At 74.8% G+C, this 15637-nt stretch carries 9 protein-coding genes; all 9 read left to right on the top strand.

The genetic code is table 11. The features are described from left to right. The first annotated feature begins 15 nt into the window (after positions 1-15). From ABZ945_RS04545 to ABZ945_RS04505, 9 genes are read left to right on the top strand one after another with little or no spacing between them, the layout of a single operon-like run. Complete coding sequence (locus ABZ945_RS04545; RefSeq protein WP_361263710.1) at positions 16-699, top strand: isochorismatase family protein; 684 nt, start codon at positions 16-18, stop codon at positions 697-699. Positions 700-731: 32 nt separating this feature from the next. Beyond that, on the top strand, positions 732-2615 hold the full coding sequence (locus ABZ945_RS04540; protein WP_361263707.1) for an anthranilate synthase family protein: 1884 nt from the start codon (positions 732-734) through the stop codon (positions 2613-2615). Between the two features lie 44 nt (positions 2616-2659). Further along, positions 2660-3871, top strand: a complete 1212-nt coding sequence (locus tag ABZ945_RS04535) for a 3-deoxy-7-phosphoheptulonate synthase class II (protein WP_361263871.1) — start codon at positions 2660-2662, stop codon at positions 3869-3871. Further along, positions 3868-4626 (top strand): 4'-phosphopantetheinyl transferase superfamily protein, encoded by a 759-nt coding sequence (locus ABZ945_RS04530; protein WP_361263704.1) that lies wholly within the window; start codon positions 3868-3870, stop codon positions 4624-4626. Before ABZ945_RS04535 ends, ABZ945_RS04530 begins: the two co-directional genes overlap by 4 nt. Before the next feature lie 14 nt (positions 4627-4640). Then, on the top strand, positions 4641-5990 hold the full coding sequence (locus tag ABZ945_RS04525) for an acyltransferase domain-containing protein (protein WP_361263701.1): 1350 nt from the start codon (positions 4641-4643) through the stop codon (positions 5988-5990). After that, positions 5987-9058 (top strand): SDR family oxidoreductase, encoded by a 3072-nt coding sequence (locus tag ABZ945_RS04520; protein ID WP_361263698.1) that lies wholly within the window; start codon positions 5987-5989, stop codon positions 9056-9058. Before ABZ945_RS04525 ends, ABZ945_RS04520 begins: the two co-directional genes overlap by 4 nt. Beyond that, the gene (locus ABZ945_RS04515; RefSeq protein WP_361263695.1) at positions 9055-11796 is read left to right on the top strand and encodes a KR domain-containing protein; all 2742 of its coding nucleotides are present in this window, start codon (positions 9055-9057) and stop codon (positions 11794-11796) included. The genes ABZ945_RS04520 and ABZ945_RS04515 overlap by 4 nt, the downstream gene beginning before the upstream one ends. Next, a complete protein-coding gene (locus ABZ945_RS04510) occupies positions 11793-13199 on the top strand; it encodes a cytochrome P450 (protein ID WP_361263692.1) in 1407 nt (468 codons plus the stop codon). The genes ABZ945_RS04515 and ABZ945_RS04510 overlap by 4 nt, the downstream gene beginning before the upstream one ends. Then, positions 13196-15631, top strand: a complete 2436-nt coding sequence (locus tag ABZ945_RS04505) for an SDR family NAD(P)-dependent oxidoreductase (protein ID WP_361263689.1) — start codon at positions 13196-13198, stop codon at positions 15629-15631. The genes ABZ945_RS04510 and ABZ945_RS04505 overlap by 4 nt, the downstream gene beginning before the upstream one ends. The last annotated feature ends 6 nt before the right edge of the window (positions 15632-15637 follow it).

The following is a 15637-nucleotide window of genomic DNA, read 5'->3' as shown; positions in this document are numbered from 1 at the left end:
AGAAGGAAACGTTCCGTGGCCATTGCGCCGATCGACTCCTATCCCATGCCGCGGGCCGCCGACCTGCCGGCCAACACCGCCGCCTGGACCGTCGACCCCCGCCGGGCCGTGCTGCTGGTGCACGATATGCAGCACTACTTCCTCGCCCCCTTCGCCGAGGGCGCCGAACCGCGCACCCGGCTGCTCACCGGCGTCACCGCACTGCGCGAGAACTGTGCCCGGGCCGGTGTCCCCGTCGTCTACACCGCCCAGCCCGGCGGGATGAGCCCCGAGGACCGCGGGCTGCTCCAGGACTTCTGGGGGCCCGGCATGTCCGCCGCCCCCGAGGACCGGGGCATCCCGGACGCCATCGCGCCCGGCCCGGACGACACCGTCCTTACCAAGTGGCGGGCCAGCGCCTTCCACCGCACCGAGCTGCTGGCTACCCTGCGCGAGCAGGGCCGCGACCAGCTGATCGTCTGCGGCGTCTACGCCCATGTCGGCATCCTGCTCACCGCCTGCGACGCCTTCGCCCACGGTATCCAGACCTTCGTGGTCGCCGACGCGGTCGCCGACTTCACCCCCGAGTTCCACAGGATGGCGCTGAGCTACGCGGCGACCCGGTGCGCCATGGCCGTCACCACCGCCACCGTGCTCGGCGCCCTGGCCAGTGGCGCCCTGGCGAGCGCGCCCGCCGCGCCGGCCGGACGTGCCTCGTGACCACCCCCGACGAAATGACCACCCTCAACGAAATGACCATCCTTGACGAACTGGCTCTAGGCGGCCGCCCGTTCGCCCTGCTGCACCGCCCCGAGAGCGGGCACCCCGACACCGTGGACCTGCTGCTCGGGGACTTCTCCGAGGTGGCGACGGTGGCGGAGCTGCCGGACCGGGACGAGGGCCCCGACCGCCATGAGGCGCTGGTCCTGCTGCCGTACCGGGTGATCGGCGAACGCGGCTACGACCACCATGACGACGGCGAGCCGCTGCTGGTGATGACGGTACGGGAGCAGTCCCGGCTGCCGGTGGCCGGAGCCCTCGACCGGGTACTGGACTGGCCCCTTGAACAGGGCGGCACCGAGGGCGGCTTCGACCTGGACGACGAGGAGTACGGGGAGCTGGTCCGGCGGGTGCTGGCCGAGGAGATCGGCCATGGCGCGGGTGCCAACTTCGTCCTCAAGCGCACCTTCACCACCGAGCTTCCGCACTGGTCGGCGCGGACCGCGCTGGCCTTCTGGGGACGGCTGCTGCGCGGCGAGCCCGGAGCGTACTGGACCTTCCTGGTGCACACCGGGGAGCGGACCTTCATCGGCGCCAGCCCCGAGCGGCACGTCAGCCTGGACGGCGGTACGGCGGTGATGAACCCGATCAGCGGCACCTACCGCTACCCCGCCGAAGGCCCGGACACCGCCGGCCTGCTGGAGTTCCTCGCCGACGGCAAGGAGACCAACGAGCTGTACATGGTCCTCGACGAGGAACTGAAGATGATGAGCCGGGTCTGCGACGACGCCCGGGTGGTCGGCCCCCACCTCAAGGAGATGGCCCACCTCGCCCACACCGAGTACCGCATCGTCGGCAGCAGCGGCCGCGATGTGCGGGAGATCCTGCATGAGACCCTGCTCGCCCCGACCGTCACCGGCAGCCCGGTGGAGAGCGCCTGCCGGGTGATCGCCAAGTTCGAACCGCACGGGCGGGGCTACTACGCGGGTGTCGCCGCGCTCATCGGCCGGGACGCGCGCGGCGGGCGGCGCCTGGACTCCGCGATCATGATCCGTACGGCGGATGTGGACGCCCGCGGCCGGATGCGGATCGCGGTGGGCTCCACCCTGGTACGGGACTCCGACCCGGCGAGCGAGAGCGCCGAGACCCGGGCCAAGGCGGCCGGGCTGCTCGCCGCGCTGGACCGCACGCCCCGGCGCCGCCGCCCGGCCGGCCACAACGAGCACCCGCAGATCAGGGCCGCGCTGAAGGAGCGCAACCGCCCGCTGTCGCAGTTCTGGACCACCCCCGCCCCGCCCCGCCGCACCGGCCGGGGCCGGCTGCTGGTGCTGGACGCGGAGGACACCTTCACCGCGATGGGGGCCCAGCAGCTGCGGTCGCTGGGCTACGAGGTCACGGTCCGCCGCTTCGACGAACCGCACCAGTTCATCGGCCATGACCTGGTGGTCCTCGGCCCCGGTCCCGGCGACCCCCGCGAGGAGGGCCACCGCAAGATCGCCTATCTGCGGGCGGTCACCGCCAGCCTGCTCAATCTGCGGGTGCCCTTCGTCTCGGTCTGCCTGAGCCACCAGATCCTCTGCCGGCTGCTCGGGCTCCCGCTGCGCCCGCTGGACCGGCCCAACCAGGGCGTCCGGCGGACCATCGACCTCTTCGGCACCACCGAGCAGGTCGCCTACTACAACAGCTTCGCCGCCCACGCCGAGGACGAGCTGCTGCACTCCCCGCTGACCGCCCACGGCGTGGAGGTCGCCCGCGACCGGGTCACCGGCGAGGTGCACGCCCTGCGCGGGCCCGGCTTCGCCTCGGTGCAGTTCCACCCCGAGTCCGTGATGACCCGTCACGGCACGGCCATCCTGGACGACCTGGTCACCGGCGCGCTCGCCCCGGTCCCGCAGAGAGTGGAGCTCACCGCGTGACCGCGACCCTGCCCGGCGTCCCGCCCGTTCCGCCCGGTCCGCCCATCCCGCCCGTACCGGTGGACCCCGGCCCGCCCCCGCTGCCCGCCCTTCAGCAGCCGCAGTGGCCCGACACCCCGGCGCTGCCCGCCGCGCTCGCCACCCTCGCCCGGAGCCTCCCGCTGGTGCTCCCGGCCGAGTGCGCGCTCCTCAAGGCCCGGCTGGCCGCCGTCGCCCGGGGCGAGGCCTTCCTGGTCCAGGGCGGCGACTGCGCCGAGTCCCTGGACGCGCTGCACCCGGACGCGGTGCACCGGACCGTCGCCCTGCTGGGCCGGCTGGGCACCGTACTGGGCCGGGCCATGGAGCTGCCGGTGGTCACCGTCGGACGGCTGGCCGGACAGTACGCCAAACCCCGCTCCTCGCCCACCGAACTCCGCGACGGCACCGAGCTGCCGGTCTACCGGGGCGACGCGGTCAACGGCCACGCCTTCACCGCCGCCGACCGCGCCCCCGACCCGGACCGCCTGGTCCGGGTCTACCAGGCCTCCGCCGCCACCCTCAACCTGGTCCGGGCGCTCACCCGGGGCGGGACCGGCGCGGGCGACCTGCCCGAGGAGCTGTTCGCCTCCCACGAGGGGCTGCTGCTCGACTACGAGCGGGCCCTCACCCGTACCGACCCGGCCTCCGGCCGACCGTACGCCGCCTCCGGCCATCTGCTCTGGATCGGCGAGCGCACCCGCCAACTGGACGGCGCCCACCTCGCCTACTTCTCCTCCATCGCCAACCCGATCGCGGTCAAGATCGGGCCGACCACCGGCACCGACGAGCTGATCCGGCTGGTCGAACGGCTGGACCCGGACCGCGAGCCCGGCCGGCTCACCCTGATCGCCCGGATGGGCGCCGGCCGCGTCCGCACCGTACTGCCCGACCTGATCAGCAAGGTGCGGGCCGAGGGCATGACCGTCGGCTGGGTGTCCGACCCGATGCACGGCAACACCATCGGGGCGCCCTGTGGACGCAAGACCCGCCGGTTCGACGACATCCTGGACGAGCTGTCCGGCTTCTTCGAGGTCACCCGCGAGCTGGGCGCCCACCCCGGCGGCGTCCATCTGGAGCTGACCGGCGAGGACGTGGCCGAGTGCGTGGGCGGCGGCGGTGGCCGGGGGGTCGACTTCGAGGATCTGCCCGGCGGCTACCGGTCCGTCTGCGACCCCCGCCTCAACCGGGAGCAGTCGCTCCACCTCGCCGACCGGCTCGCCGCGCTCACCACGCGATGAGCGCCCTCGCCACCCGCCACCATCTCGATACCGGGACGGCCGACCTCTGGCTGCTGCCGGAGCACGCCATCGCCGCGTTCACCGCCGGGCTCGGCGGCGAGCGGCTGCTGACCCCGGCCGAACGCATCCGCCGGGACCGGCTGTTCAGCCCGGCCGCCCGGCAGCGGTTCCTGGCCCGGCGGCTGCTCTGCCGCCAGGCGCTCAGCGCCCGCACCGGCCGCCCGCTGGACGCCTGGCGCTTCACCACCGGCCGCCACGGCCGGCCCGAACCGGAGGACGACCGGGACGGCGTACGGTTCAGCCTCGCCTCCACCCCGGGCCTGGTGGTCTGCGCCGTCACCACCGGGCGGGCCTGCGGGGTGGACGTCGAGCCGTACGGGCTCACCGCCGAGTCGGCCCACCACCTCGCCAGGTTCTTCGCCCCCGCCGAGCGCCGGGAACTCGCCGCACTGGACCCGGCCGCCAGGCCTGCCCGGACCGGCGAGCTCTGGGTGCTCAAAGAGGCCTACCTCAAGGCCCAGGGGGCCGGGCTGCACCGGAGCCTCGCCGAGTTCTCCTTCACCCTCCGCGGGCCGTCCGGCCACGGGCGGATCACCGTCCGCGACCCCCTCCACCCCGGTCCCTGGTCCTTCGACCTCCTCGACCTTCGCCACCCCGGTGCCCGGCACCTGGTCGCCCTCACCGTCGAGGGCGACCACCCCGCCGCAGTGCGCCAGACCTGGCCGGCCGGCGCCGACACGCCGACCGCCCCATGACGACGGGAAGCCCCATGAACCGTGAACCGAACCGCTCTCCGAACAACCGTGAACTCGACCTGACCGTCGCGCTCTTCCCCGGGCAGGGCGCCTACCGCCCCGGCGCGTTGAAGGGCCTCTGGGAGGACGGCGACCGCACGGTGCGCGCCACCTTCGAGGAGGTGGACGCGGTCGCCAAGGAGCTGACCGGGCGCGAGGTGTCCGCGACCGTGTTCCAACCCTCGCCGCCCAGTCCCGCCGCCCTGCTGGAGTCCGCCCCGGACACCCTCCAACTGGCCGTCTTCACCACCGCCGTCGCCACCCATCGGCTGCTCGCCGAACGCGGGGCCGCGCCCTCGGTCCACCTCGGCCACTCGCTGGGCGAACTCGCGGCGCTGACCTGCGCGGGCGCCTGGGACCTGGCGGACGCGGCGGCGATCCTCTGCGAGCGGATCTCGGTGCTGCGCGAGCACGACCGCAGCGGCGGCGCGATGCTCGCCCTGCGGTGCGACCGGGCCCGCGCCGAGCGGATCATCGCGCTGATCGACCACCCCGACCTCGTACTCGCCGTGGACAACGGCCCCCAGACGGTCGTCTCCGGCCGGGCCGAACCGCTCGCCATCGCCGCGGACATCGCCGACCGCCTCGGCGTCACTCAGACCCGGCTGCGCTCCCCGCACCCCTTCCACCACCCCCTCCTGGAGGGGGCGCGCACCAGCCTGGCCGACCGCATCGCCGCCTACCGCCCCAGCCCCCTCCAGGTGCCGGTCTACTCGCCGATCCTGGGCCGCTTCTACCGCGACGGCGACGACCTGGCCCGGCTGCTCGCCCTGCACCTGGTCACCCCGGTCGAGTTCGGCCCGGCCGTCTCGGTGTTGTACGCGGCCGGGGCGCGGGTCTTCGTGGAGACCGGGGCCGGCCGGGTGCTCTGCGCCCTGGTGGAGCAGCTCCGCCCGGGCGCCCATGTGGTGAGCCCCTTGGCCGGCCGGGACGAGGAGGCGGGCCTGAACCGGGCGGCCACCGCCCTGTGGTCCCCGCTCAACCAGACGCCCGTGACCGCCGTACCGGAGGCCATCGAGCCCGTCGTCGCCCCGCCCCGGACAGCGGACCGGGCCGAACTCAGCGGCCAGGTCAGGGCCTTGTACGCGGAGGCGATGGAGTACCCCGAGGAGGTGTTCACCGACGACGTACAGCTGGAGGCGGACCTTGGGGTGGACTCGGTCAAGCAGACCGAACTGCTCAGCAGGCTGGGGGACCGCTTCGGGCTGGGCCTGCCGCCCGCCGGACTGCGGGTCGCCGACTACGACACCTTCGGCAAGGTGGTCGACTTCGTGGCCGCCGGGGTCACCGAGGGTGCGGGCGCCGGAAGCGCGGCCGGGCGATGACGGGTCCGAGCCCCGGCGCCGAGTTCGCCGGACGCATCGCGCTGGTCACCGGCGGCGCGGGCAGCGTCGGCCGGGTCGTGGTCGAACGGCTCGCGGAGCGCGGCGCGACCGTGCTGCTGAACTGCTTCCACTCCTACGGCGCCGCCAAGGAGCAGGTCCGCGCGCTCACCGGCCGGGGGCTGGACGTCCGGCTGATCCGCGCCTCGGTGGCCCGGCCCGAACAGGTCGAGCGGATGTTCGGGGAGATCGCCGAGGAGCACGGCCGGCTCGACATCCTGGTGAACAACGCGGCCGCCGGGTCGTTCGTCCCCTTCGACGAGATCACCGATGAGCTGCTGGACCGCACCTACGCCACCAACGTCAAGGGCCCGCTGTGGTGCGCCCGTTACGCCCGCCCGCTGCTCGCGGCGGCCGGCGGGTCCGGCGCCGCGATCGTCAACGTCTCCTCCCTCGGCGCCGCCACCGCCCCCGCCAACTACCTGCCGGTCGGCGTCTCCAAGGCGGCCCTGGAGGCGCTGACCCGCTACCTGGCGGCGGAGCTGGCCGGGGACCGCATCCGGGTCAACGCGGCCTCCTGCGGGCTGATCGACAACCCGGTGGGCCAGCTCTTCCCGTCCTTCGAGGACGTCCGCGCCAACACCGTCGCGGCCACCCCGCTCGCCCGGCTCGGCCGCCCGGAGGACCTGGCGGAGGTCGTGCTCTTCCTCAGCTCCGAGCGCTCCGGCTGGGTCACCGGCCAGACCCTTCTCGCGGACGGCGGCCTGACCCTGCTCCATTCCGCGATGTCCCCGAACGGGGCGGAGGAGGCGGGCGCGGACGAGGAGGCGGTCGAGCCCGCGGAGGCGGTGGAGTACGAGCAGCCGGCCGCGTACGAGGAGCCGACCGCCCTCGCCGTGCCGACTGTGCCCGAGGCAGCCGACCCCCACGACCCCGTAGCCGTCGTCGGCATGGGGATGGCCGTGCCCGGCGCCTCCTCGCCGGAGGAGTTCTGGCGGCTGTTGTCCGAGGGCGCCGAGCTGTTCGTGGACGCGCCCGCCGACCGGTGGGACATCTCCCGCTTCCATGACGAGGATCGCCGGGCGCCCGACAAGACGTACCAGCGGCGCTCCGGCTTCATCACCGGCTTCCGGCCGCACGACAAGCTGCGGGCGGAGGGGCTGGCGGACGCCGGTCTCGACCACACCGCGCTCTGGCTGCGGCACAGCCTGCACCAGGCGCTGGACGGGGTGCGCCGGGCCGACGGCGACCGGTTCTCCTTCTGCGTCGGCTACACGCCCGACGGCAGCCAGCATCTGGAGGAGTCCTACGTTCTGGGCCACGCCCTGGACACCCTCGCCGAGGACGGGGACGAGGCCGTGCGCGGCCCGGTCGGGGACGCCCTGCGGCGGCGGTTCGGCCGGGGCGGTCCGCCCGGGGAGGCCCGCCACCCGCACCGCGTCGGCCGGGACGCCATGGACGGCATCCTGCCCGGTGACACCCGGCTGCACATGGTGGACACCGCCTGCTCATCCTCGCTGTACGCGATGGACCTCGGGGTGCGCGACCTGCTCTCCGGCCGCAGCGATGTGGCGGTGTGCGGCGGCTCCTTCGCGCTGGCGCCCAGCGGCTCGATCCTGTTCGCCAAGCTGAACGGGCTCTCCGCCGGAGGCGCCGTACGCGCCCTGGACGCGGGCGCGGACGGCGCGCTGTTCTCCGACGGGGCCGGGCTCGTGGTGCTCAAGCGCCTCTCCCGCGCCCGCGCCGACGGGGACCGGGTGCTGGGCCTGATCTCGGCGATCGGGCTCTCCGCCGACGGCCGGGGCAAGGCCATCTACGCCCCCGCCCCGGCCGGCCAGGAACTCGCCGTGGAGCGGGCCTTCGAGCGCGGCGGCCTCGGCCCGGACGACATCGACTGGATCGTCGCCCACGCCACCGGCACCCCCGCGGGCGACGAGGCCGAGTTCACCAGCCTCGCCCGCCGCTACGCCGGCACCCGCGTCCAGCAGGTCACCTCCAACAAGTCGCTGGTGGGGCACTGTGGTTGGGCGGCCGGGGTGGTGTCGGTGATCCACACCCTGCTGGCGCTGCGGCATGGCACCATCCCCGCCCAGTACCGCTTCTCCCGGCTGCCGGACGCCCTCGCCGGACAGGCGAGCGGGCTGACCGTGCCCCGGGAGCCGGTGCCCTGGCCCGCCGAGCCCGGCCGCCCGCGCCGCGCGGCCGTCTCCGGCTTCGGGTTCGGCGGCACCAACGCTCATGTGATCATCTCCGAGGACCACCGGGCCGCCCGCACCGGCCGCCCACCCGCCCTGCCCGCTCCGCTCGGCGAGGATCTGGTCCTGGTCGGCTGGTCCTCCCATCTGCCGGGCGGCCCCGGGCCCGAGGAGGTGGCGGCCTGGGCGGCGGGCACCCGCGACGAGGAGTTCGAGCCCTCGTTCGGCGCCACCTACCCCGTACCGCCGTTCCAGGAACTGCGGATGCCGCCGCCCACCGCCCGCGCCACCGACCGCACCCAGCTGGCTCTGGTCCGCTGTATGCAGGGCCTGCCGGAGCCGGTACGGGAGCTGTGCCTGAGCCACCACCGGACCACCGGCGTGGTGGTCGGGCACACCGGGGCCACCCGCAACGCGCTGCTGTACAAGTCCCGCGCCTACCTGGACGAGATCGGCCGGGTGGTGGCGGACGCGGGAGATCGGCCCGGCACCGAGAAGTTCCTGCGGCGGCTGGAGGAGCGCGCCACCGGGCTGATCGCCGCGCCCACCGAGGACTCGTTCCCCGGGGAGATGCCCAACGTCATCGCGGCGCGGCTCTCCAACTACTTCGACCTGCGCGGCCTCAACATCACGGTCGACGCGGGGGAGGCCTCCCTGCTGGAGGCGTTCGACGTGGCCGGCTCCTATCTGGACTTCCGGGAGATCGACGTGGCGCTGGTCGCGGGGGTCAACGGCACCGCCCTGCCCGGCTGGAACGACGAACCGGGCCGCCGCGCCGCCGAGGGGGCGTTCCTCTTCGCCCTGACCCGCAGATCGCTCGCCGAGCGCACCGGCCTGCCCGTACTGGCCGTCGTGGAAAGGAGCGTGGCGGCGTGAGCCCCTCGCACCAGGGAACCACCCTGCTGGGCGCCGAGGGCGCCCGGGAGCTGATCGCCTTCCTCACCGTTCCGGGTCCGGTCACCGGTCCGGGGCCGGGACAGGACTCCGCGGTGATCGAACGCGCCTTCGAGGCGGGCGGCCCCACCCGACGACTCCGGCTCAGCCGCCCGGCCGCCGCCGCCCTACCAGCTGCGGAGCCCCCGGCCACCGAAGAGGCCCCGGCGCCCGCCCCGGCGCCCGCGGAGCCCACCGAGCCCCGTCTACTGGACCGGCATGTGCTGCGGCTCGCCCCCGCGCCGCGCCCGGCCCTCGCCTCCGCCCCGCCGCCGCTCTTCCCGCCGTCCAGCGCGCTGCTGGTGGACGGGCCGGCGGCGCTGGGCGGATACGAACCGCCCGCCGACTGCGTGCTGCTGCCCGGGCCGTCCGAGGGGGACGCCCTGGAGGAGGCCGTCCGGCGGGCCGCCCCGCGCCATGTGCGGGTGGTGGTCGACCTCTCCCAGGGCGAGGACCCATCGCGGGGGCCCTCCGAGCGGTTGCTGCGGCTGCACGACGCCCTCTTCCGTACCGCCAAGGAGTGTGCCCGACTACCTGATCCACCCCTCTCCTTCACCGTGGTCGTGCTCGGCGGCATCGACGCCGAGCGGGTCCCGCATCCCAGCACCGGTCTGTTCACCGGCTTCACCAAGAGCCTGGCCCTGGAGTGGCCGTCCTGCTCGGTGGTGGCCGTGGTCCACCAGGCCACCGCGCTGGCGGAGGCCGAGGCCGACGCGGCCGCGGAGTCCCAGGCCGCCCAACTGCTGCCGGTGGTCGCCTTCGCGGGCGGCGAGCGGCTGCTACTGCAAGCCGTCCAGGACCCGGGCGCCACCCCCGCCACCCCGTTCGCGCCCCGTACCGTCGTCGCGGCGGGTGGCGCGCGCGGCATCGGCGCGGCGTTGCTGACCGCGCTGGCCCGCCGCGACCGGCCCCGTATCCATGTCATCGGCTCCACCCCGCCCGGTCCGGACTCCGCCGAACCGGCCCCGAGCCGAGCGGAGTTCATCCGGGTGCGGGGCACCGGCCCGGACCGCCTCACCGTGCGGGAGGCCAACGCGGCCTACGACCGGCTGGCCGCTGCCGCGGAGGTACGGGACACCCTGCGCACCCTTCAGGCGCACTGCGGCGCGGACCGGGTGGCGTACCACCTCTGCGACCTTCGCGACCCGGAGGCGGTACGGGAGACCGTCGGCCGGATCGAGGCGGCCGAGCCGGACGGGGTGGACCTGCTGCTCAACATCGCGGGCACCAACCGGGCCGCCTCGGTGGCCAAGAAGAGCCTGGCGGACTTCCGCACCGTCCGCGACCTGAAGGTACGCACCTACGCCAACCTCAAGGCGGCGTTCGGCGACCGGGTGCCCCGCCGCTGGTGCAACTTCGGCTCCTTCGTGGGCTTCACCGGGCAGAACGGCGAGACCGACTACGGCGCGGCCAACGACTTCCTCAACACCGCCGCCGCGCACAGCGCCGCCCGGGGGGCGCGCGAGTTCACCATCGGCTGGACCCTGTGGCGGGACATCGGCCTCGGCGCCACCCCGATCATGCGCAGGTTCCTGGCCAAGAGCGCCCAGTTCACCGCCATGCCCACCCAGGAGGGCGTGGAGCACTTCCTGCACGAGCTGGACCAGGCCGAACAGTCGCCGCTCACCGTGCTGTTCGGGGACGCGGAACGGGCCACCATGGAGCTGGCCGCCCCCGGTTACCTCGACTTCTGCCGAGCGCCGGTCCGACCATCGCCGCCCCGCCCCGCGTCGCCGCCGGACTTCTACGTGGACGACATCGTGGACCGCGGCCCCGACCGGCTCACCGTGGTGCGCACCTTCTCCCTGGAGCGGGACGCCTATCTGCGCGAGCACGTGGTCAACGGCTTCCCCACCCTGCCCGGCACCTTCGTGCCCGAACTCGCCGCCCAGGCCGCCATGCGGCTGGTGCCCGGGCGGGTCCCGGCGGTGCTGGAGGACGTCCGGCTCGACGCGTTCCTGCGGGTCTACCGGCCCGGTCGGGGCGAGACCAAGCGGATCACCGCCCGGCTGGTGGAGCACGGGCCGCGCGAGTCCGTGGTGGACGTCGAGGTGGCCGGCGAGGTACGGGCCCCCGGCGGCCGGCTGCTGGTCGCCGACCGCCGCCACTTCTCGGCCCGGGTGCGGTTGCGCGACGAACCGGTGGCCGCGCCGCGCTGGGAGCACTGGGACGACCAGGGAGCCGAGCCGCTGGCCGACCCGTACCACCTGCCCAACCCCGCCGTGCTGCTCAGCGGGGTCTTCGTCTCCACCACTGACACCCGCACCCACCCGCACGGCCGGCGGGCCCGCTACCGGCCCGACCGGCCCGGCATCGAGCGCTGGTTCTCCGGCCTGGTGGTGCCGTCCGTGCTGCTGGACGGCCTGGCCCGGGTCTCCGTACTGGACCGCAGCGAAGGCGAGTGGACCCCGCTCGCCGTCCCGCGCACCATCCGCCGTATCGACCTCTACGGGGGCCACACCGACGCCTCACTGGCCGGCGCGGGCACCGAGGTCGAGCTGTACTCGCTACCCGCCCGGCTCGATCTGGAGAGTGCCGAGGAGAACCGGGCGCTCGCCGTCACCGCCGCCGGGGACGTCGTGCTGCAGATCAAGGACATGACCGGGGTCGTGCTCGGCCATGTCCACCAGACCACCGGCGAGTACCGCGCACGCCGCCCCGCCGAGGAGGCCCGCCCGTGACCGACGCACCAGCGGAAGAGACCGCTCCCGCGCGACCGGAGGCGGGCGTCTGCCCGGTGACCGGCGCCCGGGCGAAGGCGGTGCGGGGCCCCACGTCCTTCCCGCTCTCCAACCCGGTCATCTCCACCGTGGCCTACGCCGCCGACCCGCCCGGCTACTCGCTGCGCGCCCAGCGCGACCACGGCACCGTGGTCCGGCTGCCGATCCTGCCGCACAACCCGACCGTCCAGCTCTCCGCGCCGGACGGCATCCGCCGGGTGCTCCAGGTCAACGCCGACAACTACGCGCGCGGCGCCTACTACGAGGCGTTCGAGCTGTTCATGGGGCGCGGGCTGCTCACCCTGGAGGACCGCGACTGGCGCGCCCACCGCAAGGCGGTCAACCCGGCCTTCACCCCGCAGGCCATCGCCGCCCGGGCCGGGCAGAGCGACGAGGCGATCGCCGCGCTGCTCGACCGGTGGGCCGAACACGCCCGCGCCGGGGAGCCGTTCGACCTCTTCCCGGAGGCGATGAAGCTGACCTGCCGGGTGCTGGGGATGGCCCTGGTGGGCAAGGACCTGTCCCAGGACGGCGGCGAGTTCGCCGAGGCGGTCTCGGTCGCCCTGGAGGCGATCTTCAAGAACGTCGGCTCGGTGGACAAGGCCATCCCGTCCTTCGTCCCGACCCCCTACCGCCGCCGGGTGGCCAGGGCCCGCCGCACCCTGGAGCGGGTGGTCGCCCAGGCCGCCCGGGACGTCGACCACGGGGCCGGCGGCGAGGTCGCCACCCTGATCCGCGAGGCCGACCTGCCGGATGACGCGCTCTGGTCGGACCTGGTGACCCTCTTCCTGGCCGGGGTCGAGACCACGGCGCTCTCGCTGACCTGGACGCTGTACGAGATCGCCCGCCATGGGGAGGTACGGGACGGGCTGGCCGAGGAGACCGACCGGGTGCTGGGCGGCCGGCCCCCGACCGCCGGGGACCTGGACCGGCTCACCTACACCGCGATGGTGGTGGACGAGAGCCTGCGCACGCACCCGCCGGTGTGGCAGTTCACCCGCGAGGCGATCGAGGACGACGTACTGTCCGGCCACCACGTCCCGGCCGGCACCCCGCTGCTGGTCTCGGTGTACGGGGCGCACCACAACCCCGAGCAGTGGGAGGAGCCCGAGCGGTTCGACCCGGAGCGTTTCCGCCCGGGTGGCTCGCCCGCCCGCGACCGCTCGGCCTATCTGCCGTTCGGCGGCGGGCGGCGCCAGTGCATCGGCAAGCGGATGGGGCTCGCCCTGCTCCAGCAGACCGTCGCGGCCGTGGCGGGCCGGTTCCGGATCTCCCCGGCCCAAGGTCCCGTCCGCGGCGGCGCGTTCATCACGCTCTTCCCCAAGGGCGGCATCCGAGTGACCGTCCAGGAGCGCGCCCGATGACCACCACCACGACCGCCACCGAGGCGACCAGTGCCACCACCACTGCGGATGGACCCTCCTGGCCCGCCCTGCGGCCGCATCTGTCCTCCTTCGACCCGGACGCCTTCGTCCGCCCGGTGGACCGGTTCGTCTGGGAGCCGGTCCCGGTCCCGCACCCCACCCCCGCCGGGGCCCGCCCGCTGGCCGGGCGGCGTCTGCTGCTGGTCGGCGAGTCGGCCGCGCTGGCGGCCGCCGTGGCCGGCGAACTCCGCGCACGCGGCGCACTGGTGGCGCGCTGCGACCCGGAGACCCCGCTGGACGCCGAGGGCTGGGACGGGGTCGTCGACCTCAATGTCACCGGCCTGACGTACGAACTGGGCGACGACACATGGAAGTCGGCGCTCACCCGCACCACCGGGGTGATCCACGCCGCGTACGGCCGCTGGAGCACCGAGCCCCGCTTCGGCCGCCATGTCTATCTCGCCGTCACCCACCTCGGCGGTCTGGCCGGGCACGGGACGGGGTCGGTGCCGCAGCCGCTGGGCGGGATCTGGGCCGGGCTCGCCAAGTGCCTGCCCCGGGAACTGCCCGCCGCGGGTGTGGTCGTGGTCGACCTGGACCGGGCCGACGCCACCACCGTCGCGGACGCCGTCGAGCGGGAGTACGTCCGACCCGCGCACTTCGAGGTCGGCTACCGCGACGGCGTACGCCATGTGCTGGCGGGCCGCCCGGCACCCGCCGTCCCACCGGGTCCGCGGCCACCGGGTCCCGGTGACACCGTGCTGATCACCGGCGGGGCCCGGGGTGTCGGCTTCGCGGCGGCCCGCTCGTTCGCCGAGCGCTTCGGCTGCCGGGTGGTGGTCACCGGCCGCGGCGAGCGGCCCGAGCCGGGCGAGGCCACCGGCCTGGACGACTCGGCGTTCGCCGCCTGGCGCCGGAGCCGGCTGGCCCGGGCCCGTACCCCCGCCCAACTGGCCGCACTACGCCGGGAGATCCGCCGCGCGGACGAGGCCCGTACCGTCCTGGGCAATCTGGAGCGGGCCGCCGCCGACGGGCTGCGTATCGAGTATCTGCGCTGCGACTGCACCGACGCCGAGCAGGTCGAACGCGTCTTCGCGGCACTCGGCGACGGCCCGCAGTACGTGGTGCACAACGCGGGCATCGACGAGCCGGCCCGCTTCGACCGCAAGTCGGCCGAGTCCGTGGTGGGCACGGTCGACGTCAAGGTGACCGGCTTCGCCCAGCTGGTCTGGGCCGTCCTCGCCCGCCCCGAACGGCGTTCCGCCCTGCGGCTGCTGAGCAATGTCGGCTCCCTGGCCGGCCGGATGGGCGGGATGGTCGGCCAGATCGACTACGCGGCGGGCAACGAGGCGCTGGCCCGGCTGGGGTTCTGGGCCCGCGACAACCTCGGGTTGCCGGTGCAGACCCTCTGCTGGCCGACCTGGGAACGCCTCGGCGTCATCGCCAACTACGCGGCCGCCGTGCGGTATGTCTCCACCCTGGACCCCGCCGAAGGCGCCCGCCGCTGGGCCGAGGAGCTGGCCTCCGGGCACACCGGTGAGGCGGTCTTCCTCGGCCGGATCGGGGCCGTGCTGGCCCCGGGCCAGCTGCGCGGCTTCGGGATGCTGACCGGCCACCCGGACCTGCCCCGGCTGCATGCGCTCGACCACCATCTCGGGGAGGTCGAGGAGTACGCGCTCTTCCGGTCGCTGCGCACCCGCTGGTCGCTGGAGGCCGGACGGCACCCGTGCCTGGCGGAGCTGCGGGTCGAGGGCGCCGAGGCCGTACCGGTTGGGGTCGTGCTGGAGCATCTGGTGGCGGCGGGGGACTGGGTGGTGCCGGAGGGCTGGCCGCTGCTGCATCTGCGGGAGGTACGTGGATTCACCGTCCACCTGGCCGGGCTGCGCCTCACCGGCGGGCGGCTGGAACTGCACCGGCGGGCCGAGGGTGTCCGGCGGGACGGCGAGTGGCAGGTGGATGTCACCGTGGACGACCCCTCCGGTGCGCGGGTGGCGGCCGCCACCCTGGTGTACGGCCCGGAACCGGCCGTACTGCCGGTCCCGGGGCCCACCGCCGACCGGATCCCCGAGCCGGCGGCCCACCCGGACGCCGGGCGGCTGGAGTGGGCCGGGGTGGTGTTCCCGGCGGAACGGCCGGAGCCCGGCGGCCCGGGGGAGTACGCGCTGCGGCCGGTGACCCCGGCCGACCTGTGGACCACGCCCTTCCCGCCCGGTCACACCGTCTCACCCGCGGCCGTCGAGACGATGGTGCGCGAGACGGACCGCCGTTCGCCCCGCTCGGCCGCCGGCACGCTCACCGTCGGGCGGCTGGTGCTGAGCCCGGGGGCGCAGCGGGTGGACCGGCTGCGGGCGGGTGCGGCGCCCGGCGAGTGGTCGGGCGTCCGCGCCGGTCGGGAGGTGTTCCGTGCGGAAGCCGTCACCCTGACCGACTGACGACCG

Origin of the sequence: Streptomyces sp. NPDC046887 (assembly GCF_040644755.1) — a bacterium.
In the GTDB taxonomy this organism is placed as follows: Bacteria; Actinomycetota; Actinomycetes; order Streptomycetales; family Streptomycetaceae; genus Streptomyces; species Streptomyces lichenis.
This window is presented reverse-complemented; position numbering and strand designations above follow the sequence as displayed.